The following is a 12,803-nucleotide window of genomic DNA, read 5'->3' as shown; positions in this document are numbered from 1 at the left end:
TTCATAAAATTCATTAATTAAGTTCATAAAAGTCATATTTGGAATATGATTTTGTAGGGAGTGCGATCGTTCGTACCACAAAATATCAGATTACAAGCATTGACAAAATTACTGGTTCCCCGGCTCTGCCGGGGAACCGATGTCTAATTTCCGTTGATATTAACCACCACCGCCACCGCCACTCGTGGTAATGATTGGAATTACTTCTTCGTACTCCTTATGATAAGAGCAGTTTCCACAGTGATGGGTAACATACCTCTTTCCTGAAGCGCCAGTAGTTGCAGGAATCAAAACTTGATAAGTCCCTTTGAGCTTGAGCGTTTTACACTCAGGTCAGCGTCGATTATTGATTGCTTCCTTGCTTTTTTTGTAAATAATGACGCTGAAACTCCCCACAAATAGAAGCATCATCATCGGAAAAAATACAAAGCAAATAAACAATGTCAAACAAACTAGGAAAAAAAAGACTAGACCCATTATGTTGTCTATGAAAGAGCCTTCTCCTCCCTGATTACCATTTTGTTGCCAACCAGGTTGAGGTATATTCAAAACTGGCTGGGGAAATGCAATCTGCACTTCTAATTTTTGTTCCGGTTGAATAGGCTGACTTGCCACAAATTCAAAGGTTTTAGGATCTACTTGACGGGGAACTGCTGCTGCACCAAAAGTCGTAAATGAGACCAATTTATCTGACAAAAATTCAGGTAATTGCACCGTAACTTTTGCGCTATTGATCCGTGCTTTACGACCCGCAGCAATAGCTTTCCAATAAAGTAGAGTATTCCCACCATCTAACTGCAATCCACCTACAACACGATATTTGATCACAAAAGTATGTGAGTCTGGCGGTTTTAATTCATGTTGCCAGCGAATCCAAAATTGATTGTTTTCAATCCCAGTGCTACTAGGAATTATTTGATTATTTTCAGCGACGATCACATCTTTAATTTCATCGACCTTATCTAAAGAAATATAGCGATATCGTTCAGTGTTGTAGTCGGCTGTGAATACATATTTTTGGGTTTCGGTGACTAACATATCTCCGTTGGTCTGAACGTCGATTAAGACGTTGATATTCTCCCAGTAGAATGGTAGTTCTTGGGCGGCTACATGAGTGACTGTGACCAGAAATATGGTGAATAATGTGGTGAGGAAATAAAGTATTTTTTTGAGAGGTCGTTTATTCATAATATAATTCCTACTGAGTAGCTATTGATTGCTATTATTCAATAGGTTTCTAGTAAGGTCAATTCATAAAGTTCATTAATTTAGTTCATAAAAGTCATATTATGGTTTTGTCACAAAGATGAGACGGCGGTTGAAACCGCGTCTACACAAACAATGTCCGAGATGAGACGGCGGTTGAAACCGCGTCTACACAAACAATGTCCGCCTCCGCGGACTGAAGAAAATAAGATGGTTTCAACCGCCGATTCTTCAACCTGCGGAGGCAGGTTTTGTCTGTATAGACGCGGTTTTAACCGCCGATTCTTCAACCTGCGGAGGCAGGTTTTGTCTGTATAGACGCGGTTTTAACCGCCGATTCTGTACAAACGCGGTTTCAACCGCCCGGTATCCTGACAATACTTAACAGGGTTAAAACCGTGCAGCCAAACACGGCTTCAAATGTATATCTGCGCGATGGTTTGTAAGGGTAGGAATTCCAAACGCGGAGTTCTCCGTTGAAGCCGCGCGAGGCTAAAGTCAGGGAAACTTGACGGTAATTTTCTAAAGTTCGCAGCAGCAATTGACCGATTAAAATGCCTAAACTGTGCATTCCCCGCTTCCAAGTGCGGTAGCCGCAGCGGGAGTTTTGTGCTGTCCAAAGTTCGTCGGCGATCGCCAATAAGCTAAAAATAAAGCGGTACATTAGTAATAGCAGTTCTGTGACTAACTCTGGACAGCTTAATTGTCTCAGAATCTGCAAGATTTCGGTAAATGGCACCGTCAACAGGATGAAATACATACAGCTTGTGGATGCGAAGGCGCGGGCAAACAGCAAGCTCACTTGGTATATCCCAGTGCGGCTCGCATAGAGATAAAAAGTGCCGGTGCTAATTCCCCAACCTTGCCAAATATCCCACTGAATTTCCGGGATTCGATCGCCCGCAACGGCACCCATCGCCAAAGCAGGCAAACTCGTCAGCAAAAACACCAGCGGTACCGACAGCAACCGCAGATAGAGTTTCGCCGGAATTCCTGCATAAACGACGATCCAGATTGTCAACCAGAGGGCGATCGACAACTGCACCGCTGCATGGGAAACTAGAGACAGGATTAAAAGGGCGATCGCAAATGATAGTTTGTGAGCTGGCGGCAAACCGCGCAACCTATTTGTATAAGCCAGACTATCAATCTGATGGTTCATTCCAAGGTTTTGCGATCGGAATTTTGCCGAGATTGCGATCGGCCTTTATATAACCCGATCGCGTAGCCAATTACGCCAGCCCCCAATGCAGCTTGAGTTGCAAACAGCAAACTTTCAATTTCGCCGCTAGCAGGTTCAAAGAAGTGATTGAACCAAGGTTCATAGCCCGGTTGAATTTCGGTAATTGCCTTTTGGGCTTCCCCATCAGCACCGCCGTATTCACCTCGGACAAATACTAGAGGAAGAACAGCAAGAGCAACCACAGCAGCAACCAAAATCCAATTTTCTCGCGCAGTAGATTGGTGATTTCTTGTATTTTTCTGACTCATGACTTTATGACTCCTGTCTCAATAAATTCAAAGTTTCCAACTCCGGCTTCCCGTAGGAATGCAGCCAATTCCAAACCAATAAAGTCAGCAATCCCTCACTAATAGCCAGAGGAACTTGAGTAATTGCAAAGATGCTAGCAAACTTGATAAACGAAGCTACAAAACCGCCGCTTGCTGCGGGGAAAGCTAACGCTAATTGAATGGAAGTCACCACATAAGTCAGCAAATCCGCCAAAGCCGCAGCACAAAAAATTGCCGCCCGCTGCTTGCCAGTTCGCATCAGCAAATGATAGATAAAATATGCAGCAAACGGCCCGACAATCGCCATCGAAAACATATTTGCTCCCAGGGTTGTCAAGCCGCCGTGGGCTAACAAAATTGCTTGAAAAAGCAGCACTAAAGCGCCGAGTACAGCCATCACCGAAGGGCCGAACAAAATCGCACCCAAACCAGTACCCGTCGGGTGAGAACAACTCCCCGTTACCGAAGGAATTTTCAAAGCAGAAAGCACAAAAGTAAATGCGCCTGCTAAAGCTAACAGTAATTTAAGTTCCGGGTGTTCTTTGGTAATGCGGGCGATCGATCGCAAACCGACTATAAAAAAAGGTAACGCCACTATCCACCAAAACGCCGCCCATTGCACCGGCAAAAAACCTTCCGAAATGTGCATAGCTGCGGCAGGCGTTGCCGATGCTAGGACAATATAACAACTCAAGCCAGCCATCAATCCCAGGCTGACTAATTTCCGATTTCTGGCCTTCACGCTGAACCTCGCAGATGAGACTATGTAAACAAACACATCGGCGGGCATCCTGACTCAGAAAGCGACATCGCTTTCATTACAGTTGCGGGACAGCGCCGGACTTGCACCGAACTTTCCCCCTTTCCTCTAATGGCTGCTCCCCATTAGAACCGAATGATTAGCTTAGTATAGTCGATCGCGCCAGTCCGATCCCAAATTTCACAAAAATTATTCAACTTCAGTAAATTAAAATTACCTATCATCGTTCTATTCTCTTTTCTTCTCTGCTTCTCCTTCGCGTCCTAGCGCTGACGCGCGACTTCGCCTAAAGCGTCTTCGCGGTTCGTTCAATAAATAATATTTACCAATTACCAATTACCCATTACCAGGTAAATATCACCAAACAGAGAAAGGCTATAATCTTAAGTAAGTTTTGAGGAAAGCCGCAATGTTAAAGTACAACTTGCCGAGGAACTTGCCCTCAGCCGACGAACTACCAGATTCGGATGAAACGCCTGTGGATAACGAACTGCAATAACTAATACCGGGGTTGTTAAAAGCAACCTTGCTGATACTTTGGGCAGAACGCATGGACTGGTTTTTTGGCATAGATATGGGTATCTATTATCACCCAGATAAACCTGCCATTGTCCCAGATGCTTTCTTAAGTTTAGGAGTAGAACGGTTTTACGACGAAGAATTGCGTCCCAGTTACGTGCTGTGGGATGAAAATGTCATGCCACTTTTCGTGCTAGAAGTTGTTTCCCCAACTTATCGCAAGGAATACAGCACAAAATTGGAGATTTATCAAGATTTAGGCATACTTTATTACGTCATTTATTCTTCCCGCCGCCGTCGAAAACCTCATTTGGAAGTACACAAGCTAGTCAATGGAAAGTACGAGTTACAGTCAGGAAATCCAATTTGGATGCCAGAAATAGGTTTGGGAATTGGTTGTGAAAGGGGAAACTATTCTGGGGTAGCAAGGGAGTGGTTGTATTGGTACGATGCCGATGGAAAACGCTATCTGACACCTGAAGAACAGGTAAAACAATCAGCAGAACGTATCCAACAGGAATCGCAGCGCGCCGAACAAGCATCGCAGCGCGCCCAACAGGAATCGCAGCGCGCCGATCGATTAGCTGAACGTTCCGATCGATTAGCTCAGCGATTGCGGGAGTTGGGGATTGATCCTGAGAATCTGAGCTGATGGCAGTAAAGACACAATACTTACACAGTCTTGACGCTCAGAAACCGGGTTTTTCAACGCCCGATCGATCGCCCTCAACAGAGAATTTTCGGGAACAAACCCGGTTTCTGCGTCCAGAAATATGTGAATATTTATCGCAAAAATCAGGAAAGATAGAGCTAGATTTGGGAAAAACAGAGAGTTTGACGGCAAACATTGAGATCCAGCTCGAAAACATGAAAATCAGGAGAGGTTATTAAATAATGGTCATGGATCTGCGTTATTACGATGTCATCTGTTTTGGTGATGAAGTTCCAGGAGTTCTAGCTGTTATCTCGGCCGCCAGAGAATATCGTCGCCGGACAAAGCGTTATCCGCGAGTTCTGCTGATGTCTAAAGGAAGCTTGCAAGAAGGAATTGGCGGGCATTTGGTAAGAGGCGGCCTTGCTTATTTAGATAGAAGTCAGATTAGTCAAGAACTTAAACAATCTTTAAATTTAGATACCTTTGGTTCACCGCCGGCAATCTATAAAGAATTCCTGCAAAAATCCGGTGTTACGACAATTGCACTTGATTCCGGCAAAGCCAGTGCAGCCCTGAAAGAAATGCTGTTACAAGCTGGAGTCGATATCCTCAGCAAAGTAGAAATTCAATCAGTCAATAAAGAAGGTCAAAAAATTGCCAGTATAACCACATCAAAAGGCACAGTTTATGCCGGCAAGCAATTTATTGATGCCACTGTCAATGCCGAATTAGCTCAAGCTGCCGGCGTGAGAAAGTTGCAGGGATTTGAAACATTCGGTCTGCCTAACTCAGAACTTCCAGTCACCCTCGTTTTTGAAACTCAAGGACTCAGTGCAAGAGCACTGAAAGAATTCGATTACATTTATCTAAACCGCTTCACAAACCTTGCCGATTCAGAGGCTCAAAATTTTTTGCTGCACGCTGCCGGCAAGGATGCCCAACTAGCAGAAAAACTACGCCTGGAAATGATCGACACTAGAGGCAATCTCAAAACTCTGTGGGCGGGAAGCGATTACATGGATGTTCGATCGCCGACTCTGTCTGTAGCTTACCACTCCTTTAGAGGAAGAAAGCTATCTTTTCCTGAAACTGGCATGATTTTAGATCTGGGAAATATAGCAATACTTCCAAATGAAAGACTTTCGTGGAATGCGCTTTTATTTGCCGTCACCGCCAGCGAAGCGGAAGCCTTAGCCAGAAGCGGGAGCAAACCCACGGCTAATATGCAAAAAGAGATATTATTTCTTGCAGCTTGGCTGAGGAGTTTGGGGGCTACTTCTGTTACTTCTGCCTCAGAACTTTATATCAGACACGCCGGCAATGTGACGGGAGTTGTAGAACCTTTAACTGGCACACAAATGCTGTTAGGTGGCGTACCAGCTAATGAGGCACTAGGAACATTTAGCTATTATTTTGATCTACGTGGAGGCATCGAGGGTATTGAGAAAAAAGCAAACAGTCTAGGATGGTTTGAAACTATTGCTTTTACAAAGCCTACCTTCAATATTGGCATCCGCCACGCATTAATTAAAAACGTTCCTAACCTGGCAGTGGTCAGTCCGTGTTCGGGATTTGAAGGGTTGGCTTGTTCTGCAGGCAGAATTGTTGAATTCAACGCTGCAGTTGGTCAAGGTGTCGGTATCGCTGCGATTAATGCCATTCTAAATAACAAAAATCTAGCTGATGTATCTAACCCAGAAGTGAGACAAGTTCTCGCTGAAACAGGTCAGTTACCTAAAATTTTTGGAGTGGCAAATAATGCTGATGGAATGCTATTGGCGCAATTCGAGAATCTTGTCACTTTGGATGCTATTGCGTAATATAAATTCCGGTTGCAGTCCTCATGATTGTTGACTGTTGACTGTTGACTGTTGACTAAAATTATGCTTTCGGGACAACGGACTGTTTGAACCTTTGAAAAATACCGATACAACCGGAAACGATATAATAGCAATTTCAATAAACAATGCAGTAGTAAATTGGGCAGGCGGAACGAAAATAAAGCCAAAAGTTTTTAGCAAAAAATGACTGAAATTGCTATTAGTATTGTGCTACCACGAACGACAACAATCACGTTGGTTTGTAGTGAGGACTTTAATCCTCATAAAATTATGAGCACTTCCGTCGTCACTACAAACCTATAACGGTGATTTTACCGAAAATTATATAATACTCGATCGCCTGCACCGAATTATTGTGCTGCGCGGCACTAACCGGTTAAACAAATTTTCAACTTGAGACTTCACTTGATGTTTCTAGCTTGGTTTCCCGCACAAACAAGAAAAGCGGGAAAGCACATGAAAACGAAACAAGCAAACCCAGAATTATGTACAGCCCTACAAAACTTATATCCAATCGTTTCGACTCAGCGTACATCCAAGTGCTTCCTGCTACAGTTGCGATCAACAAATCTAAACTTACCGATTTCGCAGCAAGATTAGCCGAACTCTCGTTTACAAAGTCGAGCAAGCCAGCATTGCTAAAAAACTGCAAGTTATAGTACCAAGGCAGCACAAGCCCCAGAATTGCTAGGATGAGATAAATGATTCGCTTAACGCTCATAATTACCCTACCTGTTCTTTGATCAACTGTATTACCCTACTCGCTAACAACCAATCCTTACTTCTTCTGCGGGCACTTCGGATGAATCCCCCCCTGCAAACAAATGTAAGCAATTTGACTTTTATCTAAATTCTTAGCCTCTGCAAAATCAACTCCTAGGAATCGACCGGATTTACTACCAGTCGGATTTTGAATAAATTGATCCGAAGCTGTTTTCCCCAGAAACACAGCGCCTTTAAAATTCGCTCCCGCTAAATTCGCGCCCCTAAAATCAACCGAACTCACCTCCGCATTACGAAAATTCGCATCTTGCAACCGAGCATCTTTGAAATTCACGTTGGCGAGTTTAGTCGAAGTCAAATCGGCATTTTGTAAGTTAGCGCCGCTCAAATCAGCACCGGACAAATCAGCACCTTGCCATTCCGATTTAGACAAATTTGTCAAGGACAACTGAGCGCCTTGAGCCTTCACTTTGCCCAAACGCGCACCTGACAAATCTGCTCGCGACAAATTCGCGCTTCCTATATCTGCTCCGGTAAAACTTGCATTTTTTAACAGTGCTTCCTGCAAATTCGCTCCAATTAAAATAGCACTGCTGAAATTAGCTGAATTCAAATTGCCGTTTGACAAATTAGCTTTGTTCATGACAGCGCGCACAAAAGTAGTGCGGTTCATTACAGCACTGTTCAAAGACGCCCCGACCAAATTTACTCCTTCCAAATTAGCGCCGCTCAAGTCAGAAATCCAATCGTCAAATGTACCCGGACGCCTGTCTTCGCCGGTGCCGTAAAAGCGAGTTCCCTGCAAGCTGGCATTGGTTAAATTGGCGTTTCTCAGCTTAATTCCCGATAAGTCAACTTTGTTTAATACTAAAGTAAACTGAGACGGGCCGGCAGGACTTTGAGCTAAATCCGTGCGGCTCAGATCCGCGCCGTTGAGTTGGCTGCTATACACTGTGAGAATTTTGCCGATCGCCCTTTGTACTGTTCGCTGGCGGGCGGCCGCTAACTCGCGTTCCGGGGCCTTGCCACCAAACCGCAGGGAATCGAGGTCGTTGCTGAGGGCCTGGTTCAACCGCTGCAAGTCAGGCAAAGCTTTCGGGCCGCTACTGACTAAAGCTTGCTGGATCGCGTCCAACATCGGGCGGTTGTCTTCTTGAGCTAGCAAATCCGCTAGCAGCGGTACGGCGCGGGAGTCTTCCACCGCCCCCAAAGCCAAAATGGCCGATCGCCTGCCCGATGCCCCGCTAGCCGATGTGGGAGACAATTTGCTAACTAAAGCTACAAATAATTCGTCGTTCCGCTGCCGCGAATCCCGCATATTTGCTTGACTTTGAGTGTAGATGAGAGTGCCAACAAACAAAGTTAAAATCAATCCTGCGCTGCCGATGGTAACTATCACTAAAGTTGTGCCTGGGTGTTGGCGCATCCAATTCCACAAACTGGCATTTGCTTTCAGGCCGCTTTGTGGAGTCACTACCAAAGCCGCAATTTGCGCGTCTTCCTCAGTCCAATCTTGACTCTTGACAGGATTGGCAGACAGTTGATTCGATCGAGCATTGACCACCAAAGTATTCGCGAGGCGATCGTGTCCTGATTGGCGTTTGTAGCGCAATGCCAAAGCGCCGTCTGCGAGCACTGCCAAGCCGCTCAGCCCCCCTAAAATCAGCAAATCTGGAAACGCACCAGATAAGCGCCAAATGCCGTAAGCGACGCCTAGAGGCACTCCCCAGCGCCCTAAACTTTCGCGAATTAGCACTTGCCCAAAACCCGGAGGAGTGCCCGACGCTGTGACAACTTTGACGCCAAACCACCGTTTGGGGATAGTTTGACCGGTTCTGGCGAGCAAAAACAGTTGCCACCCCGCTAAAACTGCCGGTGCCAGCAGTGCCGCTGACCAGAATAGATTAGTTAGGGGTGCGACTCTGGGGCTGCGATCGCGCACGGGTATGCCCAAAGTACGGGCGACGGTTTCGGATGCTGCTGCTACTGAGGAATTGAGCGGCACGGTTTGAGATTCCTGGTTAACCAATGCCCCAATACTGAAGGGAACGAGGGCGCTGGCCGCAATTAACGAAATTTCCACTGCCCAAGCGCCGCACCTGCGAACCAGCAGTGGCATTTGCTTGGATTGTGTTTGCCAAGACGGATCGGGTTGATTGATGCCGCTGGGCGCGGTGGGGCTAGCCATATTTAGAATTTCCTATTGTTAGTCGTTAGTGTTTGAGGAATCAGGAGAAATTGCCAATTTATACGCTATGTAGATTAGCACTCCGAGAACGGCAAGAGTCATCAGCGCTGAAATTAGCTGTACGATGCTATTGAAGACTGTCAGGACAATTATCGCTCCGACGGCAAAGGCTGCCACCTGTCCCGGTTTGGGGAGTCTTTGAAACTTGTCCAGTAATTGATTGTAGAAGGTTCCGACGGCTTGATAGCTGTCTGAATTTTGTGTGATGAGTGGCGATCGTTCTACTTTAGCTTTTAGTTCTCCGAACGCTTGCTGCCAATTGAAGTTATTTTGAGGATTCATAAAAAAATTCGGAAGTTATTTTAGATTAATGTGTTTGGAACCGCCATTATCCCCTACCGTCAAAGAACTAGAACCAAATGCCATTGTGTGAGGAAACATGAAGATCAATTATCCGGGCGAACGCGGCAAACTGTGGTTTAGCTCGATCATGACCGTAGCCTTGGCAATGATTTTAGCGGATGCCGGTGCCCTTCGGAGCCAACCGCTACAAATTGCTCCGGGATTTCCCGAACCGCTGGGAGTTTCTGGAGTTTCCGGCGGCCCGAACAATAGCGGCGACTGCGGTTTTGTGTCCCAAGCACCGAACCACGTCATTGAAGTAACGCAGGATTTGCCTTACTGGCGGATTGCAGTACAAACCGCTGGAGCTCCCAGTTTGATGATTCAGGGGCCGAGGGGGCGTTTCTGCGTCCTGCCGGCGAATGCTGCTGCGGGGAATGTAGAATTTTCCGGTTATGGGGACAAGGGGACTTATGTTATTTTTGTGGGCGATCGATCTCAAGGTCAACACCCTTACTCTCTCTCGATTTCCCAAAAGCGAAATTAAAAATACAAGGGAATTAGGAGGCTTGCTGTGAAAAAAATTGCTTTTTGGCGATCGTAAATAAGCCATTTTCTGACAGCAAGTGCGGGGAATAGGGATTTCATATCAATTTTGTATTTGGTCTTTAACCCACTTCCTAAACAATCTGAGAGTTTGACTCGTGCCCGCTGTTTGACTTTCTTCGCAATATTGAGAAATAGCTTCAATAATTGGCAGATTGGGAAAAGTAGGACTAATTTTTGATTCAACATATTTCCCATCTTGAAGCACATTAATCAGAAGCTTGTTATTTTCATAGCGCCAAATTTCCGGCACTCCCAGCGCCTCGTAAGCGTCCAGTTGAGTCTTGGAAGTTAGATCTACTTCAATTGCTAAATCCGGCGGCGGATCTACTGTTAAGTCGATCCGCTTTTTGCCAATCATTAGAGCGTAATTCTGAATGTAAAAACATTCATCAGGTTCAATTCCTTGTAAGATACTTTTTCGCTTGAAAGTCGTCGAACCAAATGGTTCAAATTCGATTTCTAGTTCCTCAAACAGAATTTTCACTAAATAGCCAATAATGATTTTAGCTTTCTCGTGTTCTGGTAGTGGCATCCTAATCTCCAAAGTTCCTTGACTGTAAGCTATTCTAGAGCCACGGTGTTCTCCCAACTCTTCTAAAATTGCTTCAAATTCCTGCCAGTTGACATCATGGAACAGCACTCTATGTCCTGGGGGTACACTGATTTGCCTTAATTGCAGCGTTACCATTTCAACCTCCGATGTATTTAAGTTTATTATAACTAATGCAATCTTTTAATTAGAGGGGTACACGGCGCTCCCTCAACTTAATTTAGGAATGAGAATTAAATAACTTAGAATTTGATATTTCTTGTGGGATGGGCGTCCCGCCCGTCCAGAAAAGACGGGCGGGACGCCCATCCCACAAACTTGTGTAAATTATTTAATTTGCGATCCTTACTGGTAACTATCGCCAAAAATCGAGCTGTCTAACCTGCGTTTTTTTGCTGGTTGTACAGTTCCTTAAACTTGCGCTGCTGCTCGTTGTGATCTACGATTGGAGAGGGATAATGAAGAAGTCTGCGTTCTAAAGGCGAAATATTTCCTGTTAGCAAAAGTTTCGTATCAACGCGGCGCAATTCGGGAACCCAGTACCGAATATATTCCCCTTCCGGGTCAAATTTCTGAGCTTGACTCGCTGGATTGAATATTCGCAAAGGTTTCGGGTCCATGCCGCTCGATGCACTCCACTGCCAGCCGCCGTTGTTAGCAGAAAGGTCGCCATCTATCAATTTTTGCATGAAGTATTTTTCGCCCCACTGCCAGTTAATAATTAAATCTTTGGTGAGGAAACTGGCGACTATCATGCGGCAGCGATTGTGCATCCAACCTATCTGATTTAACTGCCGCATTGCCGCGTCAATAATAGGATAGCCAGTTTTGCCTTTACACCAAGCTTGAAAGAGTTTTTCATCGTTCTCCCAAGGAAAGTCTTTGAATGCTTGACGGTAGGGGCCGTCTGCTAATTCTGGGAAATTATACATGGCGTGTTGGTAAAATTCCCGCCACGCTATTTCCTGTTGCCAAGTTTGGATGTTTGTAGATGCTTCTTCGCTGCGGCAAGTGTCCATTACTATCTGGGTAGCTTGCCAAACAGTGCGGATGCCAATTGCACCAAATTTTAGGGCTGCACTGAGTTGGGATGTGCCGTTAATGGCGGGGAAATTGCGCTGTTCTTGATATTGGTAAATTGCCCGATCGCAAAATTCTTCTAATTTTTGTTGCGCTGCATCTTCTCCGGGTTCTATTACTAATGGATTTTCCCAAATAAATCCCAAACTAGAGGCTGTTGGCACTGTTTCCATTGCACCTGCTTCGTTGGCGATTGCTTGTTCTTCGGCGGTTAATCCGGTCATTAATTCCAGATAAGTTATCGGCAGTGTCTCTACTGGTTGGGCTTTGGGTTTACTATTCCATTTTTTCCAAAATGGTGTATAAACTGTGTAGGCAGTCCCTGTACCGCTGCGAATTTCATCTGGGGCGTGCAGGACTTGATCCCAGAAATTTTGGACTTGAATTCCTGCTTGTTGGAGGGCGCTTGATATGGAGAGATCGCGCTGTTTTGCATAGGGTTCTACATCCCAGTTCCAAAATACTGCTTGAGCATTTATAGCTGTTGCTAATTTCGGTATTCCTAGAATCGGGTCATCTTGAATTATCAGCAATTGGCTGCCTGCTTCCCTGTAACGCGCGGAGAGTTTTTGCAAGCAGCCGATCATGTAGGTGACTCTAGCTGGCGCTACGTCATCCCGATTTAGGATATTGCGATCGAGGCAAAAAATACCGACTACTTTCGGGCTTTGCTGGCGCGCTGCTGCCAGTCCGATGTTGTCAGAAATACGCAAGTCGCGGCGGTGCCAAAATAAAATTAGATCGGACATTAGATTTTAGATTTTAGATTTTAGATTTTAGATTTTACATTCCTGGACACACGCGGTATCAAAAACCCG

The 12,803-nt window shown here is 45.3% G+C and carries 12 protein-coding genes, 1 pseudogene and 1 riboswitch; of the genes and pseudogenes, 4 read left to right on the top strand and 9 right to left on the bottom strand.

Translation table 11 applies throughout. The features are described from left to right. Nucleotides 1-333 precede the first annotated feature (333 nt). The 4 genes from QUA44_RS00665 to QUA44_RS00650 form a co-directional block, all read right to left on the bottom strand. Entirely contained in the window at nt 334-1,188 is an 855-nt protein-coding gene (locus tag QUA44_RS00665; protein ID WP_333247318.1) for a DUF2207 domain-containing protein, read from the bottom strand. Nucleotides 1,189-1,561: 373 nt separating this feature from the next. Continuing rightward, nucleotides 1,562-2,368 (bottom strand): cobalt ECF transporter T component CbiQ, encoded by an 807-nt coding sequence (gene cbiQ / locus QUA44_RS00660; protein WP_333247320.1) that lies wholly within the window; start codon nt 2,366-2,368, stop codon nt 1,562-1,564. Next, the gene (locus tag QUA44_RS00655; RefSeq protein WP_333247322.1) at nt 2,365-2,697 is read right to left on the bottom strand and encodes an energy-coupling factor ABC transporter substrate-binding protein; all 333 of its coding nucleotides are present in this window, start codon (nt 2,695-2,697) and stop codon (nt 2,365-2,367) included. Before QUA44_RS00655 ends, cbiQ begins: the two co-directional genes overlap by 4 nt. Before the next feature lie 4 nt (nt 2,698-2,701). Continuing rightward, entirely contained in the window at nt 2,702-3,421 is a 720-nt protein-coding gene (locus tag QUA44_RS00650; RefSeq protein WP_333247531.1) for an energy-coupling factor ABC transporter permease, read from the bottom strand. A gap of 61 nt (nt 3,422-3,482) precedes the next feature. Next, a riboswitch (cobalamin riboswitch) is annotated at nt 3,483-3,629 on the bottom strand. Nucleotides 3,630-3,887: 258 nt separating this feature from the next. Between QUA44_RS00650 and QUA44_RS00645 the strand changes: the two are divergent. The 3 genes and pseudogenes from QUA44_RS00645 to QUA44_RS00635 all read left to right on the top strand — a co-directional run bounded on the left by QUA44_RS00645 (nt 3,888) and on the right by QUA44_RS00635 (nt 6,472). Beyond that, nucleotides 3,888-4,649 (top strand): annotated as a pseudogene (locus QUA44_RS00645) (Uma2 family endonuclease). Beyond that, the gene (locus QUA44_RS00640; RefSeq protein ID WP_333247326.1) at nt 4,649-4,888 is read left to right on the top strand and encodes a hypothetical protein; all 240 of its coding nucleotides are present in this window, start codon (nt 4,649-4,651) and stop codon (nt 4,886-4,888) included. The pseudogene QUA44_RS00645 and the gene QUA44_RS00640 overlap by 1 nt, the downstream one beginning before the upstream one ends. 9 nt (nt 4,889-4,897) lie before the next feature. Then, nucleotides 4,898-6,472: an FAD-dependent oxidoreductase gene (locus QUA44_RS00635; protein WP_333309448.1), complete on the top strand. Its 1,575-nt coding sequence runs from the start codon at nt 4,898-4,900 to the stop codon at nt 6,470-6,472. A 409-nt stretch (nt 6,473-6,881) separates the two neighbouring features. Here QUA44_RS00635 and QUA44_RS00630 read toward each other — a convergent pair whose 3' ends face one another. From QUA44_RS00630 to QUA44_RS00620, 3 genes are read right to left on the bottom strand one after another with little or no spacing between them, the layout of a single operon-like run. Further along, the gene (locus QUA44_RS00630) at nt 6,882-7,214 is read right to left on the bottom strand and encodes a DUF2834 domain-containing protein (protein WP_333247330.1); all 333 of its coding nucleotides are present in this window, start codon (nt 7,212-7,214) and stop codon (nt 6,882-6,884) included. Nucleotides 7,215-7,271: 57 nt separating this feature from the next. Continuing rightward, the gene (locus QUA44_RS00625) at nt 7,272-9,404 is read right to left on the bottom strand and encodes a pentapeptide repeat-containing protein (protein ID WP_333247331.1); all 2,133 of its coding nucleotides are present in this window, start codon (nt 9,402-9,404) and stop codon (nt 7,272-7,274) included. A gap of 18 nt (nt 9,405-9,422) precedes the next feature. After that, nucleotides 9,423-9,746, bottom strand: coding sequence for a hypothetical protein (locus tag QUA44_RS00620; protein WP_333247332.1), 324 nt, complete (start codon nt 9,744-9,746; stop codon nt 9,423-9,425). 97 nt (nt 9,747-9,843) lie between these two features. On the opposite strand from QUA44_RS00620, the gene QUA44_RS00615 reads away from it, so the two are divergent. Next, entirely contained in the window at nt 9,844-10,293 is a 450-nt protein-coding gene (locus QUA44_RS00615; RefSeq protein WP_333247334.1) for a hypothetical protein, read from the top strand. Nucleotides 10,294-10,395: 102 nt separating this feature from the next. Here QUA44_RS00615 and QUA44_RS00610 read toward each other — a convergent pair whose 3' ends face one another. After that, nucleotides 10,396-11,043 (bottom strand): Uma2 family endonuclease, encoded by a 648-nt coding sequence (locus QUA44_RS00610; protein WP_333247335.1) that lies wholly within the window; start codon nt 11,041-11,043, stop codon nt 10,396-10,398. 239 nt (nt 11,044-11,282) lie between these two features. Beyond that, the gene (locus QUA44_RS00605; RefSeq protein ID WP_333247337.1) at nt 11,283-12,734 is read right to left on the bottom strand and encodes an FAD-binding domain-containing protein; all 1,452 of its coding nucleotides are present in this window, start codon (nt 12,732-12,734) and stop codon (nt 11,283-11,285) included. Between the last annotated feature and the right edge of the window lie 69 nt (nt 12,735-12,803).

The organism is Microcoleus sp. N9_A2 (assembly GCF_036701775.1).
Taxonomy (GTDB): Bacteria; Cyanobacteriota; Cyanobacteriia; order Cyanobacteriales; family Microcoleaceae; genus Microcoleus.
Note: the sequence above shows the minus strand (reverse complement) of the source record. Positions and strands in the feature narration are given on the sequence as shown.

Bases quoted from the DNA above. Each gene is read 5' to 3' on its own strand.
- QUA44_RS00640 (WP_333247326.1), top strand. From the start codon at position 4,649: ATGGCAGTAAAGACACAATACTTACACAGTCTTGACGCTCAGAAACCG.
- QUA44_RS00610 (WP_333247335.1), bottom strand. From the start codon at position 11,043: ATGGTAACGCTGCAATTAAGGCAAATCAGTGTACCCCCAGGACATAGA.
- cbiQ (WP_333247320.1), bottom strand. From the start codon at position 2,368: ATGAACCATCAGATTGATAGTCTGGCTTATACAAATAGGTTGCGCGGT.
- QUA44_RS00625 (WP_333247331.1), bottom strand. From the start codon at position 9,404: ATGGCTAGCCCCACCGCGCCCAGCGGCATCAATCAACCCGATCCGTCT.
- QUA44_RS00605 (WP_333247337.1), bottom strand. From the start codon at position 12,734: ATGTCCGATCTAATTTTATTTTGGCACCGCCGCGACTTGCGTATTTCT.
- QUA44_RS00615 (WP_333247334.1), top strand. From the start codon at position 9,844: ATGAAGATCAATTATCCGGGCGAACGCGGCAAACTGTGGTTTAGCTCG.
- QUA44_RS00620 (WP_333247332.1), bottom strand. From the start codon at position 9,746: ATGAATCCTCAAAATAACTTCAATTGGCAGCAAGCGTTCGGAGAACTA.
- QUA44_RS00650 (WP_333247531.1), bottom strand. From the start codon at position 3,421: ATGGCTGGCTTGAGTTGTTATATTGTCCTAGCATCGGCAACGCCTGCC.
- QUA44_RS00635 (WP_333309448.1), top strand. From the start codon at position 4,898: ATGGATCTGCGTTATTACGATGTCATCTGTTTTGGTGATGAAGTTCCA.
- QUA44_RS00630 (WP_333247330.1), bottom strand. From the start codon at position 7,214: ATGAGCGTTAAGCGAATCATTTATCTCATCCTAGCAATTCTGGGGCTT.
- QUA44_RS00665 (WP_333247318.1), bottom strand. From the start codon at position 1,188: ATGAATAAACGACCTCTCAAAAAAATACTTTATTTCCTCACCACATTA.
- QUA44_RS00655 (WP_333247322.1), bottom strand. From the start codon at position 2,697: ATGAGTCAGAAAAATACAAGAAATCACCAATCTACTGCGCGAGAAAAT.